The sequence below is a fragment of the Paractinoplanes atraurantiacus genome (assembly GCF_900215205.1).
GTDB lineage: Bacteria > Actinomycetota > Actinomycetes > Mycobacteriales > Micromonosporaceae > Actinoplanes > Actinoplanes atraurantiacus.
This window is the reverse complement of the sequence record NZ_OBDY01000002.1, coordinates 502,845-528,699: the sequence shown is the minus strand read 5'-3', so window position 1 is coordinate 528,699 and position 25,855 is coordinate 502,845. Positions and strand designations below refer to the sequence as shown.

At 72.8% G+C, this 25,855-nt stretch carries 18 protein-coding genes; 5 read left to right on the top strand and 13 right to left on the bottom strand.

Annotated elements, in window-relative coordinates; genetic code table 11:
- Positions 1-124 precede the first annotated feature (124 nt).
- Positions 125-553 carry a peptidase inhibitor family I36 protein gene (locus CRP55_RS08900; protein ID WP_097319183.1) on the bottom strand — a complete coding sequence of 143 codons (429 nt, stop codon included), beginning with the start codon at positions 551-553 and terminating at the stop codon, positions 125-127.
- Between the two features lie 104 nt (positions 554-657).
- Here CRP55_RS08900 and CRP55_RS08895 point away from each other — a divergent pair, with 104 nt between their 5' ends.
- The 3 genes from CRP55_RS08895 to CRP55_RS08885 all read left to right on the top strand — a co-directional run bounded on the left by CRP55_RS08895 (position 658) and on the right by CRP55_RS08885 (position 4,089).
- Complete coding sequence (locus CRP55_RS08895) at positions 658-858, top strand: DUF3311 domain-containing protein (protein ID WP_097319182.1); 201 nt, start codon at positions 658-660, stop codon at positions 856-858.
- Positions 859-860: 2 nt separating this feature from the next.
- A complete protein-coding gene (gene mctP / locus CRP55_RS08890; RefSeq protein WP_097319181.1) occupies positions 861-2,480 on the top strand; it encodes a monocarboxylate uptake permease MctP in 1,620 nt (539 codons plus the stop codon).
- Between the two features lie 211 nt (positions 2,481-2,691).
- The gene (locus CRP55_RS08885; RefSeq protein ID WP_097319180.1) at positions 2,692-4,089 is read left to right on the top strand and encodes a glycerophosphodiester phosphodiesterase family protein; all 1,398 of its coding nucleotides are present in this window, start codon (positions 2,692-2,694) and stop codon (positions 4,087-4,089) included.
- On the opposite strand, the gene CRP55_RS08880 is transcribed toward CRP55_RS08885, so the two are convergent.
- Positions 4,076-6,652, bottom strand: a complete 2,577-nt coding sequence (locus CRP55_RS08880) for a helix-turn-helix transcriptional regulator (RefSeq protein ID WP_097319179.1) — start codon at positions 6,650-6,652, stop codon at positions 4,076-4,078. The genes CRP55_RS08885 and CRP55_RS08880 overlap by 14 nt on opposite strands.
- A 3-nt stretch (positions 6,653-6,655) precedes the next feature.
- On the bottom strand, positions 6,656-8,827 hold the full coding sequence (locus CRP55_RS08875; protein ID WP_097319178.1) for a helix-turn-helix transcriptional regulator: 2,172 nt from the start codon (positions 8,825-8,827) through the stop codon (positions 6,656-6,658).
- A 129-nt stretch (positions 8,828-8,956) separates the two neighbouring features.
- On the opposite strand from CRP55_RS08875, the gene CRP55_RS08870 reads away from it, so the two are divergent.
- On the top strand, positions 8,957-11,245 hold the full coding sequence (locus tag CRP55_RS08870; protein WP_179855088.1) for a helix-turn-helix domain-containing protein: 2,289 nt from the start codon (positions 8,957-8,959) through the stop codon (positions 11,243-11,245).
- Here the strand turns inward: CRP55_RS08870 and CRP55_RS08865 are convergent.
- The 7 genes from CRP55_RS08865 to CRP55_RS08835 all read right to left on the bottom strand — a co-directional run bounded on the left by CRP55_RS08865 (position 11,218) and on the right by CRP55_RS08835 (position 15,581).
- The gene (locus tag CRP55_RS08865; RefSeq protein WP_097319176.1) at positions 11,218-11,802 is read right to left on the bottom strand and encodes an alpha/beta fold hydrolase; all 585 of its coding nucleotides are present in this window, start codon (positions 11,800-11,802) and stop codon (positions 11,218-11,220) included. The two genes, CRP55_RS08870 and CRP55_RS08865, sit on opposite strands and share 28 nt — an antisense overlap.
- 63 nt (positions 11,803-11,865) lie before the next feature.
- The gene (locus CRP55_RS08860; protein WP_097319175.1) at positions 11,866-12,279 is read right to left on the bottom strand and encodes a peptidase inhibitor family I36 protein; all 414 of its coding nucleotides are present in this window, start codon (positions 12,277-12,279) and stop codon (positions 11,866-11,868) included.
- Between the two features lie 10 nt (positions 12,280-12,289).
- A complete protein-coding gene (locus tag CRP55_RS08855; protein WP_097319174.1) occupies positions 12,290-12,595 on the bottom strand; it encodes a hypothetical protein in 306 nt (101 codons plus the stop codon).
- A 97-nt stretch (positions 12,596-12,692) separates the two neighbouring features.
- Positions 12,693-13,355 (bottom strand): hypothetical protein, encoded by a 663-nt coding sequence (locus CRP55_RS52860; protein WP_097319173.1) that lies wholly within the window; start codon positions 13,353-13,355, stop codon positions 12,693-12,695.
- 2 nt (positions 13,356-13,357) lie between these two features.
- Positions 13,358-14,287 carry a pyridoxamine 5'-phosphate oxidase family protein gene (locus tag CRP55_RS08845; RefSeq protein ID WP_218854223.1) on the bottom strand — a complete coding sequence of 310 codons (930 nt, stop codon included), beginning with the start codon at positions 14,285-14,287 and terminating at the stop codon, positions 13,358-13,360.
- Positions 14,280-15,008 (bottom strand): alpha/beta fold hydrolase, encoded by a 729-nt coding sequence (locus CRP55_RS08840; protein ID WP_097319172.1) that lies wholly within the window; start codon positions 15,006-15,008, stop codon positions 14,280-14,282. The genes CRP55_RS08845 and CRP55_RS08840 overlap by 8 nt, the downstream gene beginning before the upstream one ends.
- A 12-nt stretch (positions 15,009-15,020) precedes the next feature.
- On the bottom strand, positions 15,021-15,581 hold the full coding sequence (locus CRP55_RS08835) for an NADPH-dependent FMN reductase (RefSeq protein ID WP_097319171.1): 561 nt from the start codon (positions 15,579-15,581) through the stop codon (positions 15,021-15,023).
- 214 nt (positions 15,582-15,795) lie between these two features.
- On the opposite strand from CRP55_RS08835, the gene CRP55_RS08830 reads away from it, so the two are divergent.
- A complete protein-coding gene (locus CRP55_RS08830; protein WP_097319248.1) occupies positions 15,796-18,864 on the top strand; it encodes an ATP-binding protein in 3,069 nt (1,022 codons plus the stop codon).
- Here the strand turns inward: CRP55_RS08830 and CRP55_RS08825 are convergent.
- Genes CRP55_RS08825 through CRP55_RS08815 form a run of 3 tightly spaced genes read right to left on the bottom strand, consistent with a single transcriptional unit; the run spans position 18,857 to position 25,724 of the window.
- A complete protein-coding gene (locus CRP55_RS08825) occupies positions 18,857-21,931 on the bottom strand; it encodes an ATP-binding protein (protein WP_097319170.1) in 3,075 nt (1,024 codons plus the stop codon). The genes CRP55_RS08830 and CRP55_RS08825 overlap by 8 nt on opposite strands.
- Entirely contained in the window at positions 21,928-24,846 is a 2,919-nt protein-coding gene (locus tag CRP55_RS08820) for an ATP-binding protein (protein ID WP_245922879.1), read from the bottom strand. Before CRP55_RS08820 ends, CRP55_RS08825 begins: the two co-directional genes overlap by 4 nt.
- 44 nt (positions 24,847-24,890) lie before the next feature.
- Positions 24,891-25,724, bottom strand: coding sequence for an alpha/beta fold hydrolase (locus tag CRP55_RS08815; protein ID WP_097319168.1), 834 nt, complete (start codon positions 25,722-25,724; stop codon positions 24,891-24,893).
- Between the last annotated feature and the right edge of the window lie 131 nt (positions 25,725-25,855).

The window sequence follows — 25,855 nt, the reverse complement described above, 5'->3', positions numbered from 1 at the left end:
GCGCGCTCTCCGTCCACTGTCGGCGAAGTCCCGGGCCCGTCAGTGTAGACGCGAGGCGCCGAAACAGGCAGCGGGCACACGAAAAGGCGCCGCGACCCGAGGTCGCGGCGCCTTTTTGGCTGAATCAGTAGAAGCGGGCCGACGAAGCGGCGTCGTTGTTGCAGGTGCCGGTCTTGTAATTGATGTCCGACGACTCACCGGCGTAGACGTCGAGGAAGCCGCCGTTCCCCGAGCTGTTGTAGTTCACGTTCGAATACACCCGCAGGCTGCGGCCGGTCAGGTTGATCACTGACGACGCGGAGTCGTTGAGGTTCTTGCCGTTGGTGTACGTGTAGTTGCGGAAGTCCTGCACCTGACCCGTGTACTGGCCGCTGGCCGGGCTCAGCTCTTTCAGGACGGCGACGCTGCCGCTCAGGCCGTAGTTCTCGTAGAAGCAGACATAGCCCTGCTGGCACGTCCAGGCCGCCTGCGCGGCCGACGGCGTGACCGCTACGGTGCCGGCCATGGCGAGCGCGGCGCCGACGACACCACTGATCACAGATCGCTTTCTCATGAGCCGAAAACTATCCGGGCTTACTTGATTTACACTGAATTCCGCGCGCGCGTTAGCTGGGTCACTTCCCGAACTTTCCGCGGTCGGCCGAACTCTTGTTCTGCATGACAAACGGCAATGACCGCAGCCGATGGAACTGGCTGCTCGCCATTCCGGTGGCCCTTCCGCTGGCCACCTTTCTGTTCAACTTCGACGGTCCGCGACTGGGCGGCTTCCCGCTGTTCTACTGGCTCCAGCTCGCGTTCGTGGGCCTCGTCGTCGCCGTGACCACGCTGGTCTACCGGCTCTCGAAGCGGGAGCGGTGACCATGTGGCGTGACCATCTCACTCAGATCATCGTCTTCGGCGTGCTGTTCCTGGGGGTCAGCGCCCTCGGCTTCGCCGCCTCGCGCTGGCGCCGCACCGGTTCGCTGAACCACCTCGACGAGTGGGGCCTGGGCGGCCGTGGCTTCGGCGGCTGGATCACCTGGTTCCTGCTCGGCGGCGACATCTACACGGCGTACACCTTCGTCGCCGTGCCGGCCCTGCTCTTCGCGGCCGGCGCGACCGGGTTCTACGCCGTGCCGTACACCGTCATCGTCTATCCGCTGGTGATGTTCGCGCTGGTGCGCCTCTGGTCGGTGTCGTACAAGCACGGCTTCGTGACCCCGGCCGACTTCGTCCGCAAGCGTTACGAGTCGCGGACCCTGGCCCTGCTCGTCGCGATCACCGGGATCGTCGCCACCATGCCGTACATCGCCCTGCAACTGGTCGGCATCGAGGCCGCGCTCAAGACGATGGGCCTGGTCGGCGACTCCGGCTTCACCCGGCACCTGCCGATCCTGATCGCCTTCGCCATCCTGGCCGCGTACACGTACTCCAGCGGCCTGCGGGCTCCGGCGCTGATCGCGTTCGTCAAGGACTCCCTGATCTATCTGGTCATCATCGTCGCGGTGATCTACCTGCCGTTCAAGCTGGGCGGCTGGGGCGGCATCTTCGACGCGGCGGCGGCGAAGTTCGAGGCCAGCGCGGCCCCGGGCGACGGGATCCTGCTCAACGCCAACAACCAGCTGAACTACGTCACCCTGGCGCTGGGCTCCGCGCTGGCGCTGTTCCTCTATCCGCACACGGCCACGGGGATCCTGGCCAGCCGTGACCGCGGGGTCGTCAAGCGCAACATGGCGGCCCTGCCCGCGTACAGCCTGGCCCTGGGTCTGATCGCTCTCCTGGGTTATGCGGCGATCGCGGCCGGGACGAAGCCCGTGCTGGGCGACAACAACACCATCGTGCCGGCGCTGTTCGACGGCCTGTTCCCGGCCTGGTTCGCCGGGGTGGCGTTCGCCGCCATCGGCATCGGCGCCCTGGTGCCGGCGGCCATCATGTCGATCGCGGCGGCCAACCTGTTCACCCGCAACATCTGGGTCGAGTTCCTCGACAAGGGCGCCTCACCGGCCCGCGAGGCCCGGGTCTCGAAGATCACCTCGCTGCTGGTCAAGTTCGGCGCGCTGCTGTTCGTGGTCGGCATCAGTCCTCAGTTCGCGATCGACCTCCAGCTCATCGGCGGCGTGATCATCCTGCAAACGCTGCCGTCGGTCGGTATCGGCCTCTACACCCGGTGGTTCCACAAGGGCGCGCTGATCGCCGGCTGGGCGGCCGGCATGGGCGCCGGGCTGTGGATGCTCTACCTGGTGCCGAACGCGGCCACCAAACACGAGCACTTCGGCGGTTCGGCGATCGCACTGTCCAAGCTCGGCTTCGACTCGCCACGAACGCTGTACGTGGGCTTCCTGGCCGTCGCGGTCAACCTGGCCGTCGCCACGGCCGGCACGCTGATCCTGCGGGCGGCCAAGGTCAGCGACGGCGGCGACGGCACGGCCCCCGCGGACTACACCGCCGACCGGAGCGCCCCGGAGCGCGAAGTCAGTCGCTATACAGAGGCAGCTGTTTGACTGGGTTCCGGCGGTGATGATCCGGGGTGCACGAGCCTTCGGATAGCGCCGCCGGCGTGCCGCCCCGCCCGGGGCCCCTCTCGCGGACGGGACGGCGACGCGTTGACGGCCGGCGGTCACCCCGCCGGCCGTCGGCCTTTCCGGCAAACAGTGCAAAAGGTTCCAAGCTCGTTAACCCGGCGTCCAGCACAAAAGATCCACACTGGACCGCATGCGAACCCCTCTCGTCGCCGGCCTGGCCGTCCTGGCCCTCACCGGCGCCATCGCCGCCGTTCCCCGAGCCGACCAGCCCGCCGGGAACCATTCCGCGGAGTCACCCGGCAAGCTCCTGCTGCGCCACGGCCCCGGCGCGCCCGTCATGATCGCCGCGCACCGCGGCTACTGGCGCGGGGCGCCGGAGAACTCGATCGGCGCCATCACCCAGGCCGTGGCCCACGGCGCCCAGGTCGTCGAGATCGACGTCCAGCGCACCAGCGACGGCGAACTCGTGCTCATGCACGACGACACGGTCAACCGCACCACCGACGGCACCGGCCGGGTCGCCGACCTGACGCTCGCCCAGATCAAGGCGCTCCACCTGCGGGAGGGACTGGGCGGCGCCCAGGCCGCGGTCACCGGCGACACCGTGCCCACCCTGCACGAGGCCATGCAGGCCGTCCGCCGCGGCGGCACCCTGGTCAACCTGGACAAGGCGTGGGCCTTCCGGGACCAGATCTACGACCTCCTCACCGAACTCGGACAGCTCGGGCAGGGCCTGTTCAAGAGCAGCGCCCCGATCGCCGAGGTCACCGCGTTCCTCGACAAGGACCCGCGGATCCTCTACAGCCACGTGGTCGACGACGGCAACGCGGCCGACATCGGCGCCTTCACCGGCCGCACGCCCCAGGCGTACGAACTGATCTTCGACCGGCTCACCGACCCGCAGATCCAGCCGGCCGCTGTGGCCAAGGCCCGGGCCACGAGCCGGGTCTGGATCAACACCATGTGGTACGGGCTGGCCGCCGGCTACACCGACGAGGCCTCCCTGCGTGACCCGGCCCTAGGCTGGGCGCCGGTGGTCGACCGGCACGGCGCCGACGTGATACAGACCGACGACGAGGACCGGCTGGCCGACTGGCTGCGCGCCCGCGCCCGCGGGCAGAAGTGGCCCACCGTGCCCGAGGGCACCGTGCGGGTGCAGGCCGAGGACTACTCCACCGCCGGCAAGGAGGCCGGCTACCACGACTCGGACGACACCAACAGCGGCAACGCCGCCCGCAAGTACGAGGGCGTCGACATCGGCGACAACGCCGGCGCCATCGTGGTCGGCTGGATCCAGGCCGGCGAATGGATCCGCTACGACGTCACCGTGCCCCGCACCGGCGACTACCGGATCACCGCCCGGGTCTCCTCGCCCTACCGCCCGGCCGGCCGCTTCACCCTCGACTTCGGCGCCGACGGCGTCACCGCGCCGGTCGACGTGGTCACCACCACCTCGCACAACGCCTTCACCGAGCAGACCGTCGGCACCAAGCGCCTGACCCGCGGCACCCACACCATGGTGTTCCGGGTCGACCCCGGCGCCTATCAGAACTTCAACCTGGACTACTTCGAGCTCACGCGGCGTTGAGCGCGGCCGCCAGATGGTGGCGGCCGCTGATGCCCAGCTTCGGATAGATGCTGTTCAGGTGGGCGCCCACGGTCCGGACCGAGATGAACAGTTGCTCGGCGATCTCGCGGTTGCGCAGCCCGCGCGCCGCGAGCTCGGCCACCTGCTGCTCCTGGGGTGTCAGCACCCCCGGCCGGGCCGTCGGGCCGGTCGCCTGCAGCTCCCGGGCGGCGTATTCGGCCAGCCGCACGGCGCCCAGCTCCTCGAAGGCGGTGGCCGCGGCCGAGAGCTGGGCGCGGGCGTCCCGCGGCCGGCGGGCCCGGCGGAGCCACTCGCCGTAGTGGAGCTGGGCCATGGCCAGCTCGAACGGCCACTCACCGGCGGCCTCGTCCTCGACCGCACGGCGGAACGACTCCTCGGCCTCGGCCATCAGCGCGTCGGCCCGGTGCAGGAGCAGCCGCAGCCGCACGCCCGGCACAGCTCGGGACCAGGCCCGGACGCCGTCGAGAATCGGCTGGACCTCGTCCCGGTGCCCGCTGCGCACCGCGGCCGACACCAGGTCCGCGATGCCCCGCACGGCCAGGAAGGGTTCCAGGGGCCGGCCCTCCCGGTCGAACATCGATCGTAGATACCGGTACGCGTCGTCGTGGTCGCCGCCGGTCATGGCGGCGAGCCCGGCCGCGCGCAGCAGCCGCACGTGGATCGCCCGGTGCTGCTCGACGTCGATCCGGGCCCAGGCGTCGCGGACCAGCCGCATCGTCTCGGCGCCGTCGCCGCGCACCGCCCGCACCTGCGCCCGCAGCGCCTCCAGCGCGGCCCGCAGCACCGGCAGTCCCGCGACATCGACCGTCCCGGCGACCTGCTCGGCCCGGTCGAGCTGCCCCGTGTCGATCAGCGCGGCGACCAGGCCCGGGTTCGTCTCCCCGACATCGCCCAGCGCCGTGTCCATCTCCCCGGCCGCGCCGAGGGCCGTGTTGGACCGCCCGGCCGCCGGGTTGAGCTCCAGCACCGCGCTCAGCAGGTCGACGGCGAGGCGCGAGCGGTCCTCCAGAGCGGCGATGGTGCCCACCACGGCCAGCGTGCGCCGGTCGTCGCCGGGGCCGGGCGGCCGGGTGATCTCGCAGAGGTCCCGCCCGGTCCGGTCGGCCGGGTCGCTGATCAGCCGCATGAGGGCCACGTCGGCCGGGTCGATCTCCGGCGCCACCTCGGCCAGCATGCCGGCCAGGCTCCGCCGGTGCTCCTCGTGACCGGAGATGGCCGCGATGGAGGCGGCCAGCCGCGTCATGGCGACGCTGGTGCGCCGGCCGGCCCGGCGGGCGGCGGCGATGATGCCGTGGGCGTCGTGCTGCCGGCCGGCCCGGGACAGGGCCACGGCCACCGTGAACTCGGCGGGCGCGGCGAGCTCCGGGTCGGCGGTGAGCCGCCGCACCGCCGCGTTCAGCTCGGCGGTCCAGTCCGCCGCGCCGAGACGCGCGGTGTCGGCGGCGGCCCGGGCCAGGCGACGGGCCGCGTCCTCGGAACAGCAGGACCGCTCGGCCGCCCGTTCCATCGCGATCGCCGCCTCGACAAGCTCGTCGCGCGACCGGAAGACGCCGGCCGCGCTCTCCCATCCGGCCGCGACCACCTCGTCCGGGCCGAAGGTGGCGGCGCCGAGGTGCATCGCGCTCGGCCCCGGCAGGTGCCGGGCCAGAGCGCGGTGCGCCTGCGCGCGCTGATGAGCGGTGGCGGTCTGATAGGCGGCGTCGGCGGCCAGCGGATGGACGAAGTCCACGGTGCTCCCCTGCCGGACGACCAGGCCGGCCGGCCATGCCGGGTCGGCCACCCCGGCCGCGGCGGCCACGGCACGCGCGTCGACGGGTGCTCCCACGAGCGGCGCGCCGAGGACCGGCGCGGTGGCGGCGGCCAGGTGGAGCAGGAGCCGGCGGGTGGGCTCGGGCAGGTCGGCGATCTGAGCGGCGAAGGCCGGCCGGATCGGCCCGTCGCCGCCGTCCAGCTCGAGCAGCGCGGCCGGGTTTCCCCCGGCGCGCCGCGCGATGGCGGCACGGGCCCGGCCGGTCGGCGGCTGCGGCCGGGTCTCCATCAGACGGTGCGAGTCGCGCGGGCCGAGCGGGGACAGGGCGAGCGTGGGCAGCCCGGCCACCGGGGCCGGGGTCGCCAGCAGGAGAGCCCGGACCACGCCGTTCAGCACGACCGCCGGCGAACCGGCGTCGTCCACCGTGATCAGCAGGGGGTATCGCCGGTCCAGCTCGGCCAGCACGGCGCGCGTCATCCGGACCGGGTCGCTCGCCACCGGGCCGGCCGCCAGTTCGAGGAAGGCCAGCGCGGCCCGGGCGTCGTCGCTTTCGAGCCCCGGTAGGTCATGCCGGACCGCCAGCAGAATCCGCCGGATCAGGGCCGGCGGTTCGGCCGGACCGCGCAGGCGTACCACCCGATGCCGGCCGCCCTGGAGGGCGAGATCCTCCGCGGCCGTCAGCAGCCGGGACTTGCCGGCGCCCCGGTCGCCGGTGACGGCCAGCGTTCCCCCGGTGCGCAGGAGTTCCTCGATCAAGGCCATCTCCGCCGTACGCCCGATGATCTCCGCCATCGCTCAGCCCGCCCGGTTCGCGGTCAGCAGGTCGCGCAGCTGATGCCGGCTGCCCACGCCGAGCTGCGGGAAGATGTCGTGCAGATACGACGAGACGGTCCGGGGCGACACGTTGAGCTCGCGCGCGATCTCGATGTTCTTCAGCCCGTTGGCGGCGAGCCGGGCGATCCGCTGCTTCTGCGGGGGCAGGGTGGCCAGGATCGCGTCCGGCTCGGGCCCGTCCACGCCGGACCCCGGCAGATAACGGCGGGCCTGCTCGGCCTGCGGCCCGGCGCCGAGCCTCTGGAACGTGTCGAGGGCGGCCTGGAAGTACGGCCGCGACTCGCGCAGACGTCGCTGCCGCCGCAGCCAGACGGCGAAGGCGAACTGCGCCTCGGCGTGCTCCCGGGGCCAGTGCCGCCCGGCGTCGACGTGACCGATGGCCCGGCGGAAACTCTCCTCGCAGCCGTCGAGCACGGCGGCGGCGTGATCGGTGAGCATCGCGGTCCGCCGGCTCGTGGGGCGGCCGGCGGCCACCAGGGCGCGGGCCTCGGCCGTACGCCCGATCCGGACGGCGGCCGAGGCCAGCTGCGGCAGCGCCTGCGGGCCGAGCACCGGATGACTGTCGTGAAAGGCCCGGAAGCTTTCGTACGCGGCCTCGTGCTCACCGGCCGCGAGCGCCGCCAGTCCGGCCGCCCGATGGCCGAGGGCCCCGGCGAGGCCGCCGGCCGCCGGGGCCGGCGGCGCCGGGCTCTCACCCCGCCAGGCACACAGCGTGGCCCGCAACGCCGGGAGCATCGAGTCGAGCAGCGTGGCGCCGCTGACGGCGGCCAGCTTCTCGGCCTCGCCGATCAGCGGGGCCGCCTCGTGCCAGCGACCCGTGTCCATGAGGGACAGGATGAGCAGCGGCAGCGCGGTCAGGACCGGGCCCGGTGTCCCCTCGCGGAGACCGGCCCGCCGGACCGCGCCCAGATCGGCGGCGGCCCGGCTCGAGTCGTCCCAGCGCCAGGCGAGGGTGCCGGTCAACAGCATCCGGGCCGCGCCGCCCGAGGCCACCGGGCCCTCGTCGACCCGATCCAGCAGGACCGGCAGCTGACGCAGGTGCCCGGCGTCGCCCGAGGCCATCACGGCGGTCGCCGCCACCGCGGCCAGGCTCATCGCCCCGGCGCCACCGGGCGCCGTCGCGAGGATCCCGTCGCGGGCGAGGTCCAGGGCCGCCGCCGGCCGGCCCAGCTGGATCAGGGCGAAGCCGGCCTCGGGAACGGGCGCGGGCGAGTCGCGGTGCAGCTCGACCGCCCACGACGGTTCGCCGGCGTCGTACGCGGCCTGAACTGTCGGTTCGGCGATGTGTTCGCGGAACATCGGATGGGCGAAGCGCACCCGGCCGTCGGCGATGGTGACCACTCCGGCGACCTCGGCCGGTTCCCAGTCCTGCAGGCCGGTGCCGCCGGCGGCCCGGGTCAGCACGTCCACCGGCTCCGATTCCCCGGCCAGCGCCGCCTGCCGCAGCAGCTTGCGGGTCACCGGCGGAAGGCCGGCGCACACCCGGGCGTACTCCTGGGCCGCCCATCGCGGCCCACCGGAGAACCGGCGCAGGGCCATCGGGTTGCCGGCCGCACGGCGCAGGGCCTCGCGCCGCGGGCCGGTGGTCATCGGGCCGAGCAGCCGGGCCGACGCCATCTCGCCCAGCGGCGGGACCACGTACCGGGTGATCTCCGGGCCGATGCCCGGCGGCGGCTCGGTTCCCCGCGCGGCCAGCACCACTGACACGCGCTCGCCCGACAGGTGCCGCATCAGCGAGGTGAGCAGTCGCCGGGAGTCCGGGTCGGCGGCGTCGGCCCGGTCGACGAGGATCAGGACCGGCGCGTTCGCGGCCAGCTCGTCGAGAGCCAGGACCATGCCGGTCACCAGGGCCGGCTCGTCCGCCGGCGGTACCGGCCGGCCCGTGGCCGACCAGGCACGCAGCACCTCGTACGGGCGCGCCGACCCGGCCGGCGGCGGCGCGTGGCCGGCGAAGAGGGCCCGCAGGAAGCCGTCCGGGGCCAGGGTGACGACGTGGAAGCCGCGGTCACCGGCGAGGCCGCCCAGGGCGCGCAGCAGGGTCGACTTGCCGATGCCGGCTTCGCCGAGCACCGCCAGGAACATCGGGCGGGTGCGGGCGGCATCGAGGAAGGCGATCATCCGTTCGTCCACCATCGCTTGCCCCCTTTCGGCGTTGACCAGGTCATTCGACCATCGTTGATGAGCTGTGCACCACGAAGTGAAGACGCAGAATCGTCGATCGGGTAGAACGAGATCGACGACACGGGACCCGGGGGGATGCCGATGGCCGACGACGACGCGTTCGGTGTTCTTCTGCGGCGGTTCCGCGCGTCCGCCGACCTGACCATCGAGCAGCTGGCCGAGGCGTCCGGCGTCAGCGACCGGTCGATCAGCGACATGGAGCGCGGGGTCAGCCGGCGTCCGCGCCCGCGCACCGTGGAGGCGCTGGCCGACGGCCTGGATCTCGGCGAGGCCGACCGCGAGGCCCTGCTGACCTCGGCCCGTGAGGGCCGCAACGCCCCACCGGCGGCGCCGGCCAACAAGAGCCCGTTGCCGCGCCAGGTGGCCGACTTCACCGGCCGGGCGGCCGAGCTGGCCGCGGTGGCGAGGTGGGCCGATCAGGCGAACGACCGGTCGCCGGCGCCGGTCGTGGCGATCAGCGGCACGGCGGGGGTCGGCAAGACCACCTTCGCCGTACGGGCCGCACAGACGTGGCCGATCGAGGAGCAGCTCTTCGTCGACCTGCGCGGGCTCGACGCCAAGCCGCTCAGCCCGCTGACCGTGCTGAGCCGGCTCATCCGGGCGGTGAGCCCCGCGGTGCGGGCCGTACCCCGCGACGTCGACGAGTCGTCGGCCTTGTGGCACAGCCTGATCCGCGGCCGGCGTGTCGTCATCGTGCTCGACAACGCGATCAGCGAGAGCCAGGTGCGCCCGGTGCTGCCGCCGCACGGCCCGGCCGTGGTGCTGGTGACCAGCCGGCGGTCGCTGAGCGGTCTCGAGGACGTGCACCGGCTGCGGCTCGACCCGATGCCCGAGGCCGACGCGACGGCGCTGCTGGGCGGCATCGTCGAACGCTCCGGCGCCTCCGAGCCGCAGCTGCGCCGCATCGCCGAGCTGTGCGTGCACATCCCGCTCGCCCTGCGGATCGCCGGCAACCGGCTGGTCAGCCGGCCCGGATGGACAGCCGACGATCTGATCGCCCGGCTCGCCGCCCAGGAGCGCCGGCTGGACGCCCTGGCGGCGGGCGACCTCCAGATCAAGGCGGCCTTCGACCTGTCGTACCAGCAGCTGTCCGGGGTGACGCGGCGCCTGTTCCGGCGGCTCGCCCTGGTGCCGGGCTCGTCGACCGGCGCCGAGCTGGCGGCCGTGCTGGTCGAGGAGCCGCTGATGGTCACCGAGGACGCGCTGGACGACCTGATCGAGCTCAGCCTGCTCCAACAGCGTCCCGACGGACGGTTCGACTTCCACGACCTTCTCCGGTTGTACGCCTCGTCCGCGCTCGATCGCGAGGAGAGCGCGGCCGACCGGGCGGCCGCGGTCCGGCGCCGCGACGACTGGCTCCTGGACACGGTGATCGTGGCCGGGCGGCACTTCGAGCCCGACTACGGCCCCGGCAAGGCCGGCACCACCGAGGTGATCGAGCTGACCTCGACGGCCGAGGCCAGCGACTGGCTGCGGGCCGAGGCCGAGAACTGGGTACCGGCCCTGCACACCGCGGCCGCCGACGGCGCGGACCAGCGGGTCATCGACGTGGCCGAGGCGCTGCACTGGTTCGGCGACAGCTGGTTCATGTGGGCGGGCTGGGAGGACGTCTACTCCCTCTCGGCTCAGGCCGCCGAGAGGCTCGGCGACGACAGCCTGCGCGCCGTCCACGAGGGATACCTGGCCTGGGTCTACATCGCCACCACGCAGGAGAACCTCGACGCGGCTCTCTCGCACGCCCAGGTGGCTCTGGAGTGCGCCGTTCGCACCGGTGACCGCCGCCAGATCGGCTGGGCCAACTACTACGTCAGCTGGGCGCTGAAAAGTCAGGGGCGGCACGCCGAGCAGATCGGCTTCTCGCGGGCCGCCGTCGCCGATTTCCGGGCCGTGGGCGACCTGGAGGGGGTCCCGAACGCCCTGATCCAGCTGGGCATGGCCATGATCGGCAACGGTGACGGTGACGCCGCGATCCCCGTCTTCGAGGAGATCATCGCCGTGGTTCACGATCCGGCGACAGCGCCACCGACCCACATCGCCCGACTGGCCGAACATGCGGCGCTGACCTTCCTGACCGGCATCGAGGAAGAGGCCGGGCGCTGGGCGAACGCGTTGCGCCGGGCCGACGAGACGATCCCCGTCACCGCCCTTCTTCCGGAGCCCAGTGGATATATGGTCAAGGTTCTGATGCACCGGGCCGAGATCAACGCCGAACTGGGCGACTACGAGGCGGCGCGGGCCGACCTCGCCACGATGGAGTCGTTGCGAGAGGCGACAAGCAACCTGGTGAGCCGGGACCACCGGCTGCGTGAGCGCGTCGAGAAGCTGGAACACGCGCTGGCCGCTCACGACGCGACCCAGTCCAGCAGGTAGCGGTTCACCGCCTCCGGACGGGCCCGGCCCAGGTCGTACGGGCCGTCCGGGATCACCTCGTAGCGCAGGTCCGGGATCAGGCCGGGCAGCCGGTGGGCGGTGGCGTCGATCGGCAGGACGGTGTCGGCGTCGCCGTGCAGCAGCAGCACCGGCACGTCGATGCGGGGCAGATCGTCGCGATAGTCGGTGCCGACGACGCTGTCGACCAGAGTGGCGCCGCCGCCCAGCCGCGAACGGGTGACCGCGAGGGCCGCGGCGTCCAGGCCCTCCGGATTGTCGCCGGAGCGCGTGAGGAACGGCGGAACGGCGCCGATCAGCACGGCCTTGCGCACCCGGCCGGAGCCGTGGCCGCTCAGATAGCGGACCACGGTGCCGGTGCCCACCGCCGCGCCGATCAGCACGCATCCGGTCGCCGACATCTGCTCCAGGCAGTCGGCCAGTTCGTCCGGCCCGTCACCGGCGAACGGAACGACCCGGTGACCGGCCGCGGTCAGCGCGCGGTGCTGTTCCTTCCACGACGCGCTGTCCTCGTGCACCAACACCATCGGTTCCGACATGCCCCCCATTGCACGCCACCGGCGGCGCCGCCACCACGAACCGAAGACGCAGAATTTCAGGCGTCACCCGGTCACTTGGAGCGAGGACGACTGGTCGTTCTTCAGCTCATTCGGGAACCGGAGCCCGCTGAACGAGAACTTCGTATTCGCGTAGATCCGCTGGTAAGGGCCCTTGAGATCAACGTTGCTGTAGAGCGTCAGCAGATGGTCGCTCCGGTTGTCGATCGACGACACCTTGTCGTTCAGGTTCGTGCCGTTGAAGAACGTGTAAGCGCGAAAATCGCTGATCTTCCCCATTCCGTTCTTGCCGAACGGAACGACGAAGACACTTCCCGTACGGTCGTAATGTTCGTACAGGCAAACCTCGCCCTTGGAGCAGACATACGCGGCTTGAGCGGGCCCGGCCGGGATGACGGCCGTCGCGGCGACGGTCACGGCGACTCCGAGGACGCCTTTCAGGACAGTACGCATCTTCATGATTCCCTCATCACCTCAACGTGACCTGGATAGCGGACATCTCGTCGTTGTCGAGCTGGCGGGGCTTGCCCTTGAAGTTCATCCGCTCGCCCGGGGTGACCCAGGCTTTGGTGGGATCGCCCTTGCAATCGAAGTTGGCGCAGGCGACGGCGTCCCACTGGCTCTTGTTGACGATGGACGCGACCCGGTCGTTGACCCGCGTCTTGTCGTAGAAGACCCAGTTACTGGTGAAGTTGTGCGTCCCTAGCTTCGAAATGATGAGGACAGAACCTTGGAGGTCGTAGTCCTGTGGAGGCAGATCTGACCGGTCCGGCACTGGTAGACCGCCTGGGCGCTGGACGGCAGCACCGCCAGGCTTCCCGCCACGGCCAGCACGGAACCGAGGGCGGCATTGACGAACGTACGAGTCGCCGTCATCCGGCGAAGTCCACGGTCTGCAGGCCGGTGCGGCCGCCGCCCGTGGTGAGCTCGCCGTTGTCGACGCTGAGGATGCCGAAGGCGCCCTTCAGCTCGAACTGACCGGAATCGCCGGCCGGAACCACCTGCCAGATCTGGGCGGTGTCGCCGGAGCGGCAGGTCTCCAGCTTCAAGGCGGCGCCGGACGTGTCGGCCACGCAGGAGCCGGCGCCGGCGCCCTCGTTCCAGAACGGCGGCTTGATGACCACCCGGTTCTTCGCCGACACCGGGGCCGCCTTCAGCGACATCATCGTCGAGTCGGTGTGGATGGTGCCGGTGAAGTCGACCACGCCGTTCTTGCCCACCTGCATGAAGCGGTCCACCCCGTCGTCGGCGACATCGATGACCACGCCCTTGTCGACGTCGATGCCGATCCTCGTCAGCGCCGACAGATCGGATTCCGCCGATTCGGCCGGCGGCGCCTCGGTCGGGGCTTCGGTCGTCGCCGGCGCTTCGGTTGCGGTGGTCTCGGCCGGGGCGGGTGCGGGCGAGGTGGTGGTGACGGCGGCGGGCGCCGGCGTGGTCGCCGACGCGGCCGGCGAGTCGTCGCCGCCGCACGCGCCGGCCGCGGCCGTCATGATGCCGACCGCGCCGAGGACACAGAAACGGGAGAAGCGCATGGCTACCTTTCGTCGGTGAGCGGAGGGTTGCGCGGGTACGGGCGATAGGCGACCTCACGCACCGGCAGGCAGCACGCGGTGACGAAGCGTCCGAGCTCGAAACGGACGATGCGCCCGTCGTGGCCGTCGTCGCCGGGCCGGCCCACCTCGCCCCACTCGACCCGTGCGGTCCCGGACAGATGCAGGGTGGCGCCGGTCGTGAAGTCGAGGAAGAGCAGGGCCGCGGCCGGGCTCACGGCCAGGTTGCCCAGGCTGTTGAACATGTTGTTGCCCAGGTAGTCCGGCCACCACAGGCCGCGCTCGTCGATCCGGACGAAGCCGGGCGGCCCGCCCCTGTGCGAGGCGTCGGCGCCCCGCTCCGGGTGCGCGGTGCCGAGGAAGAACGTGTCGGCCGACCGGATCAACGCGAGGTCGTCCGGCCCGAGCTCGCCGCCGCGGCGCAGGCCGCCCACCGCTTCCGGTTCGTTGCGGGCGGGGTCGAGCAGACGCTGCTGGATGAACTGCGGGCAATTGCCGTACGCCTGCTCGACCTCGACGACGAGCAGGTCGTCGGCGGCGGCGGTCAGAAGGCCGTTGATCCGCACGCGGCGCCGCCGGGCGAAATCCACGGCCGTGGTGCCGACCTTCTGCCGGGCGGCGATCCCGTGCAGGGGATCGCCCTCCCCGATCCCGGCGTGGACGGCCAGCTCACGGCCGGACCGGACCTCGAGGAAGCCGGGCGTGCCGGCCAGCGGTGAGGTCCACAGCCGGCCCGCGTCGTCCCGGCCGGTGAGCGCCAGGAAGTTCTGCCCGGCCAGGAAGCCGGCGAGGCCGTACGTCAGCTCCACCGGTTCCAGCATGGACTCCAGGCGGGCGGCCTCCCGGCGTACGCCCGCCTCGCCCTGCACGGCCAGCTCGCCCGGGTGGAACCCCGCGTCGGCGGTCTCAGTCACCCACGTGCTCGGCCGCGGCCAGGATGGCCTCGACGCTCACCTCGGGATGCGACACCAGCGACACGTGCGAGGCGGCGACCTCGAAGGTCTTGGCGCCGGCGCGCTCGGCCATCGACCGCTGCGTGGCGGCCGGGATCACCAGGTCGTCGGTGCCGATGACGGCCCAGCTGGGCAGCGTCCGCCAGGCCGCGGCGACGGTCGGTGCGGCGTTGGCGCTCAACGTGATCGGCCGCTGGCCCGTCACGATCAGCCGGCCCTCGGCCTCGGGCAGGTCCTGGGCGAAGAACGTGAACACGGTGTCCGGCTTCAGGAACGCCTCGGCGTCGCCCTCGGGAGCGCCCGGATAGCCGACGACGTCGAGGACCGTCGTCGGGTCGGGGACGTCGAGGGCCGAGCCGGAGCCGCCGAGGAGCTGGAAGATGCTCTCGCCCTCGGCCGGGATGAACGCGTTGACGTAGACCAGCGCGCGCACGCGGTCGAGGTTGCCGGCCGCGTTGCTGATGACCACGCCGCCGTACGAGTGACCGACCAGCACGACCGGTCCGCTCGTGCGCTGCGTGACGAACGACGACAGGTATTCGGCGTCGGAGGCCACCCCGCGCAGCGCGTTCGGCGGGGCCAGCACGGTGTAGCCCTGGCCGCGCAGCTGCGACGCCACGGCGTTCCAGCTGGACGCGTCGGCCCAGGCTCCGTGGACGAGGACGATGGAAGGCTTGCTCATTCTTTTACTCCTTTATCGGTTGCGTACGGGCGCGAGTGCGGTGGACCAGGCGATGAGCTGGTCGAGCATGGTGGTCAGGTGCCCCTCGTGGTGTTCCGCCGGGGTGAAGACGCTGTAGTCGCGGAAGTCGGTGGCCAGTGAGAAGGCCACCTGGGACCGCACGTCGGCGATCTGGAGCTCGGCCACGACGAGCCGGAGGTGCTCCACCGCCCGGGTGCCGCCGGCGCTGCCGTACGACACGAAACCGGCCGCCTTGTTGTTCCATTCGGCGTAGAGGAAGTCGATGGCGTTCTTCAGCGCCCCCGACGTCGAATGGTTGTATTCCGGCGTCACGAACACATAGCCGTCGAATTCGGCCACTTTGCGGGCCCAGCGCTGGGTGTGCGGCTGGGCGTACTCCCCCCGGGCCGCCGGACTGGTCTCATCCAGGTGCGGAAGGTCGTAGTCCTTCAGATCCACCAGCTCGAACTCGGCGCCCCCGTGCTTGACGGCCCGCTCGTAGACCCAGTTCGCCACGGCCTCGCCGTTGCGGCCGGGCCGGGTGCTGCCGATGATGATTGCGATTCTCGCCATTGCTGGTCGATCCCCATTCCGTTTCCGGCGACTGCGCGATGTCAGCACGGACGATGCCGGAGGGCACTGGAGTTCCAGTGAAGAGAAAGTGCACGGCCGCCCGGCCGCCGTCTGACCAGACAGTTGATTACCTACGGTTAGACTCGGCGCGCACTGGGAGATGTCGACGGGGGTGGGTGTGGCGGCGAACCTTCGTCTGCGGATTCTCGGGCCGATGCGGGTGTGGCACGGATCGGCCGAGGCCGACGCGGGCCCCCGTCAGCAGGCGCTTCTCCTGGCCCTGCTGCTGGCCCGGCCGGGACGGCGGACCAGCACGGTCGACCTGGTCGATCTCATCTGGGGCGCCGGTGCGCCGGCCACCGCGGTCAACGTCATCCACAAATACGTCGGCACCCTGCGCCGCATCCTCGAACCCTCGCTTCCGCCCAGGGCCGACGGTTCGTACCTGTTGCGTCAGTCCAACGGCTATCTCTTCGCGGCCGGCGCCGACGTGCTGGATCTGGTCGCCTTCCGTGAGCTCGTCGAGGCGGCGCACGCCGAGAGCCGCCCGGAGGCGGCCCTCGATCGCCGGACAGAAGCGCTGCGCCTGTGGCACGGGCCGGCCGGCGACGGCCTCGCGCTGGGGCCGGAGGCCATGTCGATCTTCGCTGGGCTCAACGACGAGTTCCTGGCGGCCTGTACGGACGCGGCCGCGAGCGCGGTGCCGCTGGGCCGGGCCGACCAGGTGCTGGCGCCGACCAGGCTGGCGGCGTCGATGGCGCCGCTGCACGAGCCGGTCCACGCGGCCCTGGTCTCGGCGCTGGGCGCCACCGGACGGCAGGCCGAGGCGCTGGCGGTGTTCCAGGCGGTTCGCGAGCGCCTCGCCACGGAGCTCGGCGTCACGCCCGGCGAGGAGCTGCTGGACGCTCAGCGGCGGGTGCTGCGGCAGACCATGACGGCGCCGGCCCCCACCTCCGTGGTCCCGATGCCCCCGGCGACCACGCCCGCCGCCGACCTGATCGGCCGGGTCGAGGAGAAACGGCTGTGCGCCCAGGCCGTCGCGGTGGCCGCCGACGGCGGCAGCAGCCTGATCGTGGTCGAGGGGGAACCGGGCGGGGGCAAGACGCGGCTGCTCGAAGAGGTCGCCGCCGAGGCCGGCCGGCGCGGGGTCCTCGCGGTGTGGGGCCGCAGCCTGGAGGGTGACGGCACCCCGTCGATGTGGCCGTGGACCCAGGTGGTCGGCACGCTGCTCGAGACCCTCCCCGTCCACGATCGCCGCCCATGGCGGGACGGTGAGCTCGGCCGCCTGGTCGAACCGCGCGGCGAGGACGTGAGCGGCACCCTTCCGCTCGACAGCCGTACCCAGTTCCGCCTGTTCGAGCACGTCGTCCGCCTCGTCGGCGCGGTCGCCCAGGCCCGGCCACTGGCCCTGCTCATCGATGACCTCCAGTGGGCCGACGTCGCGTCGCTCCGCCTGTTCAGCCACCTGGCGGCCCGGCTGCCGGGCGGCACGATGGTCGTGGGCGCGCTGCGTGACCGCGCACCGGCGCCCGGACCGGACCTGCTCCACCTGCTCGCCGGGGCCGGCCGGGTGCCCGGCCACCGCCGGATACGGCTCGGCCCGCTCGAGCCCGCCGACGTGGCCGAGCTGGTCCGCCGGGAGACCGGCCAGGAGCCCGCCGGCGACGACGTCCGGCAGATGCACGCCCGCTCCGCGGGCAACCCGTTCTTCGTCCGGGAACTCTCCCGGTGGTCGGACACCCGGGCCGGCGTGCCGTCGACGGTGCGCGACGTCGTCACCGACCGGGTGGCCCGGTTGAGCCCGGAACCGGCCGCCGTCCTGCGCACGGCCGCGCTCATCGGCCCCGAGGTCGACCTGCGCCTGCTGGCCGGCGCGGCCGGAATCGGCGTGCAGGACTGCCTCGACCTCGTCGAGCCCCTGGCCGCGCTCGGCCTGCTCGAATCCACGCCGGGTGATCCGTTCTCGTTCCGGTTCGCGCACGACCTGGTCCGCGAGTCGGTCGCCGCGATGACCTCGCCACCTCAGACCGCCCGACTGCACCTGCGCATCGCGGACACGCTCGACCAGGGTGCGACGGCGGCCGCGCCGTCCGCCGAGCGCCTGGCCCATCACCTGTGGTCGGCCGGCCCGCTCGCCGACCCCGAGCGGACCGCGAACGCGCTGCTCGCCGCGGCGCGCCAGGCCATGGCCAAGACCGCGCTGGAGACGGCGCAGCGGCATCTGACCTCCGCCGTGCAGATCGCCCGCTCGGCCGACCTGACCGAGGTCGAGTTCTCCGCGCTGACGCAGCTCACCATGGTCGTCGGGAGGCTGGGATATCCCGTTTCGGCGGTGGACCTGCTGGAGCGCGCCGAGCATCTGGCTCGTGCCCTCGGACGGGACCGGGACGCGGCCGACGTGCTCTTCGCCCGGGTGGTGCGGCTGTCGCAGGCCGTTGAGCCGGAGCGCGGACCGCTGGCCCGCCGCCTCTACGACTGGACCCAGACGTCCGCCGACCCGCTCGTGCGCGCGTGCGGGCACCAGGCCTGGGGTCTGCGCCAATGGGATGTGGGCGACATCGAGGAGGCGTACCGCCACCTGGGCCAGACACATCGGACTCTGCTCGACGACGCGACGGCGGACGGTGACAACGCGCTCATGAGCGACCTGCGCCTGGCCTGGCCGATGATGCAGGGTGTGGTGACCGCCCTGCACGGCGACGTCGAGGAGGCTCGCCGCCTGCTCGACGAGGTGGAGACCTCGGCGATCGGCAACCCGTACGCGGTCACCGTCTCGTGCCACTACAGCGGCATGGTGGCGTCGATGATCGACGACCCGGTCTGGGCCACCCGGATGGTGCGGCGATGGCTCGGCGCCGGCCCGCAGGACTACGCCCACGTCGACAACTACCTGCACATCACCCGCTGCTGGGCCCGCGCGCGCTCCGGCGACGACCCGGCCGGCGCGGCCGCGGAGGCGGAGAAGGTCATGGCCGCGCTGCTGGATCCGCCGCAGTGGGGTGTGTCGTTCGGCTACGCGCTCGTGGCCGACATGCTGCTGGCCGCGGGCAAGCCGGCCGAGGCGGCGGCCGCCCTCGACAAGGCCACCCACTACCTCGACGTCTTCGGGCAGCGGTACGCCGAGGGGCTGATCCTTCTCCTGCGGGCTCAGGCGATGGAGATGAGCGGCGAGCCGGCCGCCGCGGTCCGGGCCATGGCGGAGAAGGCGCGGGCGCTGTCCACCGAGCGCGGCGCTCACCTGTTCGCCCGGCGAGCCGAGACCTTCCTGACCGGTCTCAGCTGAGGGTCGCCAGATAGTCGTCGGCGCGGCGGGCGAACAAATGGGCGCCCCGCTCGGCCGAGAAACTGCGGGCTCGCAGCGCCGCCGCGCGGACGACCTCGACGGGCTCGCCGGCCGCGGCCAGCGCTCGCGCCCGCAGCAGGAGGATCAGCCCCTCGGCGTACCGCTGGCCGTAGGCGTCGAAGCACTCGCCGGCCCGGTCGAGGGCGGCCAGCGCCTTCTCCGGTTCGCCGGCCGCGAGCAGCATCTCGCCCAGTAGGCCGTACCAGGTGGACACGCAGGACAGGGGCGGGTCGAGCAGGATCGTCGTGATCATCCGCTCGGTCTCGGCCGCCGCGCCGGCCGGGTCGTGGCCGGTCACGGCCAGCGCCCACCAGCGGGCCAGCCGCTGATAGGCGCCGAGGATCTGGAACGAGAAGCCGGGGTCGGCGGCGAGGCCGCGTTCGACGGCCCGCAGCACCCACGCCGGATCGCCGGCCTGCACGGCGATCCTCGTCGCGAAGGCCGCCCACACCGTCACCACGTACGGGTCGTCGCCCGCGTCCACCTCCAGCGCGTCGATCATGGCGCGGGCCGCGCCGACGTCGCCGTGGAGCGCGGTCGTCTCTGCCAGCATCGCGCCCGAGAGCAGCTGAAGGTCGTGCCGCAGCGGATCCTCGGCCCGCCGGGCCAGGCTCGGGTTCGATCGGCTCAGATAGCGGTAGGCCTCGCCGATGTTGCCGATGGCCCACTGGTGGATGCCCCAGGCGTTGATGCCGTACTCGCGCAGGATCGGGTCGGTGGACGCCTCGCCCTGCTCGAGCAGCCGGCGCGCCAGCGGCCCGCCACGGTCGAGCTCGATGCGCTGGGCGTGCGCGGCCCAGCGGGAGAACAGGAAGTCGGCCGCCTCCCGCTGCCGGCCGAGCGCCGCGGCCAGGTGCTCGGCCCGTTCCACCAGGTCGAGGACCACCGTGCCGTACGTCGATCGCATGCCGATGACCGTGGTCAGCTGGGCCAGGACGGACAGTTCGAGCTCGGCCCGGCCGGCCTTGCGGGCCACGTCGACCGCCGACCGGAGCCACCCCTCGGCGGCCTCGAGCGCGGACTTGGCGGTCGCGTGCGCGGCGGCGCGCATCAGAGCGTGCGTGGTGCGGACCGGGTCGGCCAGCGGGCCCGCGGCCCACAGGTGGTGGGCCAGCCGTTCGGCGACGGGCTCACCACCGGGATCGGTGTGCTCGAGGGCGTCGGCGACGGCGAGGTGCCACCAGCCGGCCTGGCGCGACGGCGCCGTCTCGGACACCGACTCACGGACGATGTCGTGTGCGAAGTGGAAGGCGAACGGGTCGTCCGGCGAGAACTCGAGCAGCCCCAGCGCCTCCAGCGGTTCCAGGCGCTCGAGGCACTCACCGGGTTCGAGGCCGGCCGCCGCGGCGAGCAGCCCCAGGCTGACGTCGCGGCCGATGAGCGCGGCGATCCGCAGCAGGTCCCGTACGGGCTCGTCCAGGTCCGCCATGCGGTCACGGACGACATCGCGCACGGCCGACGGCACACCCGGCCGTGCGGCCGGCCATCGCGCGAGCTCCCGGACGAAGAACGGGTTGCCGCCGGTGCGGGCGTGCAGCCGCCGCACCTCGTCGCCGGCCGGCTCCCGGCCGGTCTCCCGGCGGACCAGCTCGGCCACGTCGTCCGGGCCGAGCGGGCCGAGATGGATGCGGCGGTGCCCGGGCATCCGGCTCACGGCGGCCAGCGTCCGCGACAGATCGGGCCCGGGCGCCGGCCCGCGGTCGCGCAGCACGCCGAGCAGCGCGACGCCGGCGGGCAGCCGGGCCGCCAGGTGGCTGAACAGGTGGAGTGAGGCGACGTCATTCCACTGAAGATCGTCGATGATCAGCATCGTCGGCCGCCGCCGGGAGGCCTGGGCGATCACGGCCACGATCTGTTCGAAGAGCCGGAACTGGGCGCCGCCGTCGGGCAGCACGGCCTCCGGCGGGACGTCCTCGCCGGGTCGCAGGAGGCGGCCCAGGCCGCCGGCCAGCCACGTCTCCCGGTCGGTGGCGGGCAGGCTGTCGAGAAGCCGGCCGATCGTCTGGATCCACGGCCACATCGACGGTGTTCCGTCGCCCTCGGGACAGGCGCCCAGCAGGACCAGGGCGCCGCGCCGCCCGGCCTCGGCGGCGGCCTCCCCCACCAGGCGGCTCTTGCCGACGCCCGGCTCACCCTCGACCACCCCGAGTCCCGAGCCGCCGGACAGGGCCGGCGCCACCGTCTCGCGGAGCGCGGCAAGCTCATCGGACCGGCCGACGAGCCCGCCCGGCGGTCGTGCCTGGCCCCGCGCGTCCGCGCCCACCGGCCGCTCGCCGGCCAGGGCCCGCCGGTGTGCCTCCCGCATCGCCCGGCCGGGATCGATGCCGAGCTCGTCGGCCAGCCGGGCGCGGACGGCGCCGAACACGGCCAGCGCCTCGGCCCGCTGTCCGGCCGAACCCAGAGCGTCGATCAACGTCGCCTGTACGGGTTCGTGCAGCGGCGCCATCGACGCGGCCCGGCGCAACGCCGGAAGCACCGCCGCCGGGCGGCCCAGTGACAGGGCAAGCTCGGCCGCCGCCGTACAGCCGTTGAGAAACTCGCCGTCCAGGGCGGCGAAGACCGCCCGCGCGGCCGGCCTGGCGCCCAGGCCGTCGCCGGCCGGCCCTCGCCAGAGAGTGAGCGCTTCCACATAGGAGTCGAGTGCCGCCTCGCGCCGCGCCGCCTCGACGAGCTCCCGGAAGGTGAGCACGTCGAGCGTGCAGGCGGTCGGGGTGAACAGGTAGCCGTTGCCCCGGCGGTGCAGGAAGGACCCGGTCCCGCGGGTGGACAGCGCGGGCTCCAGCAAGCGGCGCAGCCCACCGACGTACTTGTGAATGACGTTGATCGCGCTCGCCGGGGCCTGCTCCTCCCAGAGCAGATCGACCAGCTCGTTCGTGCTGACGGGCCGGCCCGCCCGGGCGAGCAGCAGGCTCAGCAGGAGCGCCTGCTGCCGTGGCCCGGCGTCCACCTCGACATCGTCACGCCACAGCCGTAAGGGGCCGAGGATCTGAAGGCGCAGCGCGGTCATCGACCCGAGCCGATCTCGGTCAGCAGGCTCTCGGCCCGCTGGGCGAACAGATGGGCCTCCCGCTCGGCCGACAGGTCCCGGGCGCGTTCGGCGGCCGCACGGACCACGGCGGCGGGTTCACCGCGGACGTGCAGCAGGCGGGCCCGCAGCAGAAGGATCATGCCTTCGGAGTGCCGCTCCCCGTACGTCTTGACCGCGCGCTCGGCCCGGTCCAGGGCGCCGGCGGCCTTCTCCACCTGCCCACCGGCCATCAGCAGCTCGGCCAGCGCCGCGTACCACGTCGTCATCGAGGAGCGGGGCGGATCGAGCAGGCTGTCGGTGATCAGCTGGTCGAGCTTCCCGGCGGCGTCCGGCCGCCGGCTCGTCATGCCCAGAGCCCACCAGCGGGCCAGCCGCGGATACGTGCCGAGGAAGAGGAACGACCGCTCGGGGTCGACGGCGATGCTGCGCTCCGCACAGCGCGACGCCCACCCGGGGTCGCCGGCCACGGCGGCGGCGATGACCGCGAAGGAGGCCCAGAACGTGACCGCGTACCGGTCGTCGCCGGCGTCCGCCTCCATGGTGTCGAACAGCTTGCGCGCCCGCGTGACGTCGCCGTACAGCATGGTCATCAGCCCGAGCATCCCCGTGCAGACCAGTTTCAGATCCCGCAGCAGCGGAAGGTCCTCGCGCCGGATCAGGTCGTCGGCCAGGGCGGCGGCCGCCCGCTCCAAAAAGCGGAAGGCGCGGCCGATCCGGCCCGTCTCCCACTCGTGCATGCCACCGGCGAGCCACCCGTAGATCCGTACGACATAATCGGCGGACGTCTCGCCCTGCTCGCGCAACTGTTGCGCCAGCCGGCCGCTCTCCTCGACCCGCACGCCCTGGGAGAGCCCGGTGAACCGGGTGAACAGGAAGCTCGTCGCCTCCCGGTCACGGCCGAGACCGCGGGCCAGCTGCTCGGAACGCTCGAGCACGTCCAACGGCGCTCCGACATACCCGGCCTGCATGCCCAGGACCAGGGTGAGCTGCGACAGCGCGGACAGCTCGAGCTCGGCCAGCCCGGCCGACCGGGCCACCCGCACGGCCTCCCGCAGCTGCCGCTCGGCGGCCTCGAACGCCGACTTCGTCATCGCGCGGCGTCCCGCGCGCACCAGCGCCCTCGTGGTCCGGGCCGGATCGGCCAGCGGACCCGCCGCCCACATGTGGTGCGCCACGCGCTCGGCGACCGAGTCACCGCCCGGGTCGGCGCGCTCCAGCGCGTCCGCCACGCGCAGGTGCAGACCGGGGAGCTGCCCGGCCGGGGTGACGACGGTGATCGACTCCCGGACCAGGTCATGCGCGAAATACAGCGAGTACGGGTTTCCCGGCGCCGGCCCGAGCAGGCCGAGCGCCTCCGCCGGTTCCAGACGTGCCAGGCAGGTCCGCACATCGACGTCGGCCACCCGGGCCAGCAGGTCGAGGTCGACCTCGCGGCCGACCAGGGCCGCGATCCGCAACAGCCGCCGGGCGTGGTCGTCCAGGCCGGCCATCCGGTCCTGGACGGCGTCGCGGACGGTGGCCGGCACCCCGGCGCCCTCGGCTTCGCCCGCCCGGAGCAGCCGCGCCAGTTCCCGGGCGAAGAAAGGGTTGCCCGCGGTGCGGGCATGGATCCGGCCGATGACGGCGGACGACGGCGTGAAGCCGGTCTCGCGGCGGACGAGCTCGCCCACCTCGGCCGGGCCGAGCGGGCCGAGCGGGAGGCGACGGTGGCCCGGCAACCGGCTGGCCTGGGCCAGCATGCGGGTCAGCTCGGGGTGGCTCGCGGAGTGGGTCCGTACGGCTCCGACGAGCACGGCACGGGCCGGCAGCCGGGCCGCCAGGTGACCGAACAGATGCAGGGAGGCGATGTCGGCCCACTGGAGATCGTCGATGACCATGACGAGCGGTTGCCGCGCGGCCGCCTGGGCGACGACCTCGGCCACACCCTCGAACAAGCGGAACCGCGCCCCGCTGTCCGGCTCCAGCGGCGCCGGGACGTCGACCTCGTCGGAGGTCACAAGACGGCCGAGATCCCCGCCGAGCCGCCGCCGGCGTTCCACCTCGGGCAGGCTGCGCAGAGTCGCGGCGACGGCCTGCTCCCACGGCCACATCGAGGGCGCGCCGTCACCCTCGGCGCAGCGGCCCCAGACGACGAGGGCGCCCCGGCGGCCGGCTTCGGCGGCGACCTCCTCGATCAGCCGGGTCTTGCCCACACCGGCCTCGCCCTCGACGAGCGCGAGCGCGGAGCCGCCGGCCAGCGCCGACTCGAGCATCCGGCGCAGCTCCGCGGCCTCCTGAAGCCGGCCGATCAGCCCGTCCGCCGGTGCGGCCGGCTCGGGCGTCAACGCCGCCCGGATCGCCTCGTTGTGCGGGGCCATCCGGGCGGCCAGGCGCAGCGCGGACAGCACCCGCTCGGACTCCCCCAGCCTGGCCGCGAGGCCGGCCGCCGCGACGGCCGCGCCGGCGAACTCGTCGTCGAGCGCGGCGAAGACCGGCGTCGCCGGCCCGTCACGCAATCCCTCGCCCGCGGGCCCGCGCCACAGGCTCAGGGCCTCGACGTAGTCGCCGAGAGCCGGCGCGGGCCGCTCGACGAGAGCGCGAAAGGCGACCAGGTCGACCAGGCCGTCGCCGGCCGCGAGCACATATCCGTTTCCCCGGCGGTGCAGGTACGAACCCGTGCTGCGCGTCGCCAGGCCCGGCTCCAGCAGGCGCCGCAGCGTGCCGACGTACTTATGGACGATGTTCAGCGCGCTGGCCGGGCGGTCCGTCCCCCAGAGCAGATCCACGAGCTCGTCGACGCCGACCGGGTGACCGGCCCGGGCCGCCAGCAGCGCCAGGACGCACTGCTGCTGGCGCGGGCCGGTGTCCACCTCGACACCGTCCCGCCAGACCCGCAACGGTCCCAAGATCTGCACCCGGAGCTTCCCCACATGGTCATCATGCCCCGGGGCCTAGCAGGTCAGGAACGGGCCGCCCGCAGGATGAGGCTGGTGACGGCGTCCGGGTGGGCCAGCATCGACGCGTGCGAACTGTGAATCGTCACAGTACGTCCCTTCGCGGCCCGCGCGGCCATGGCCTTGCCGGCGGCCGGCGGAATGGCCAGGTCCTCGAGCCCGACGAGGAAGTAGGCCGGGATGGTCTTCCAGGCCGGAACGCCCGTCTTGCCGGCGAAGGCCGCGGTGGACAAAGGCCGCTGCTGGGTGGCCATCAGCCTGGTCTTGCTGAGCGGGGCGTCGGCCGCGAACAGCCGCGGGAACCAGGCCGGGTCGATCGTGGTGTCGACGTTCCCGCCGCTGCCCGGGTAGGGACGCTTGACGAGGTGCGACTGGAGCAGCGAATTGTCGGCGCCGTTCAGCGCGCCGGCCTCACCGATCGTCTCGCCCTGCTGCGGGGCGTAGGCGGAGACGTAGACCAGGGACTTGACGTTCTTGTTGCCGGTGGCCGCGTTGGTGATCACCGCACCGCCGTACGAGTGGCCCACCAGCACGATCGGCCCGCTGATGGTAGCGAGGAAGTCCTTGAGGTACGCGGTGTCCTCGTCGAGCCCGCGCAGCGGGTTGGCCGGGGCGATCACCTGGTACCCCTTGCCCAGCAGCCGGCTGGTCACGCCGTCCCAGCCGGAGGCGTCCGCCCAGGCGCCGTGCACCAGCACCACTGTCGGCTTCACGTGGGTCTTCACCGGCGGTGAGGCCGATGACGAGGCGCTCGCCGGTAGGACCGTGAGCACCGATGCGGCCAGCGCGACCGCCGGCGCCAGCGTCCGCCACCGGCGGAACTTCTTGATAATCGACATGGTCCTCACTGTGCGCGGGCGGTGAGCCGCTGCCATCGGTCGAATTACGGCGCGTGGTCGTTCTGTACGCTGCGACACATTGCTCGGCGGGCGGGCCGGCCTTTCTTGATCCTCAATGGATGATCGGCGGA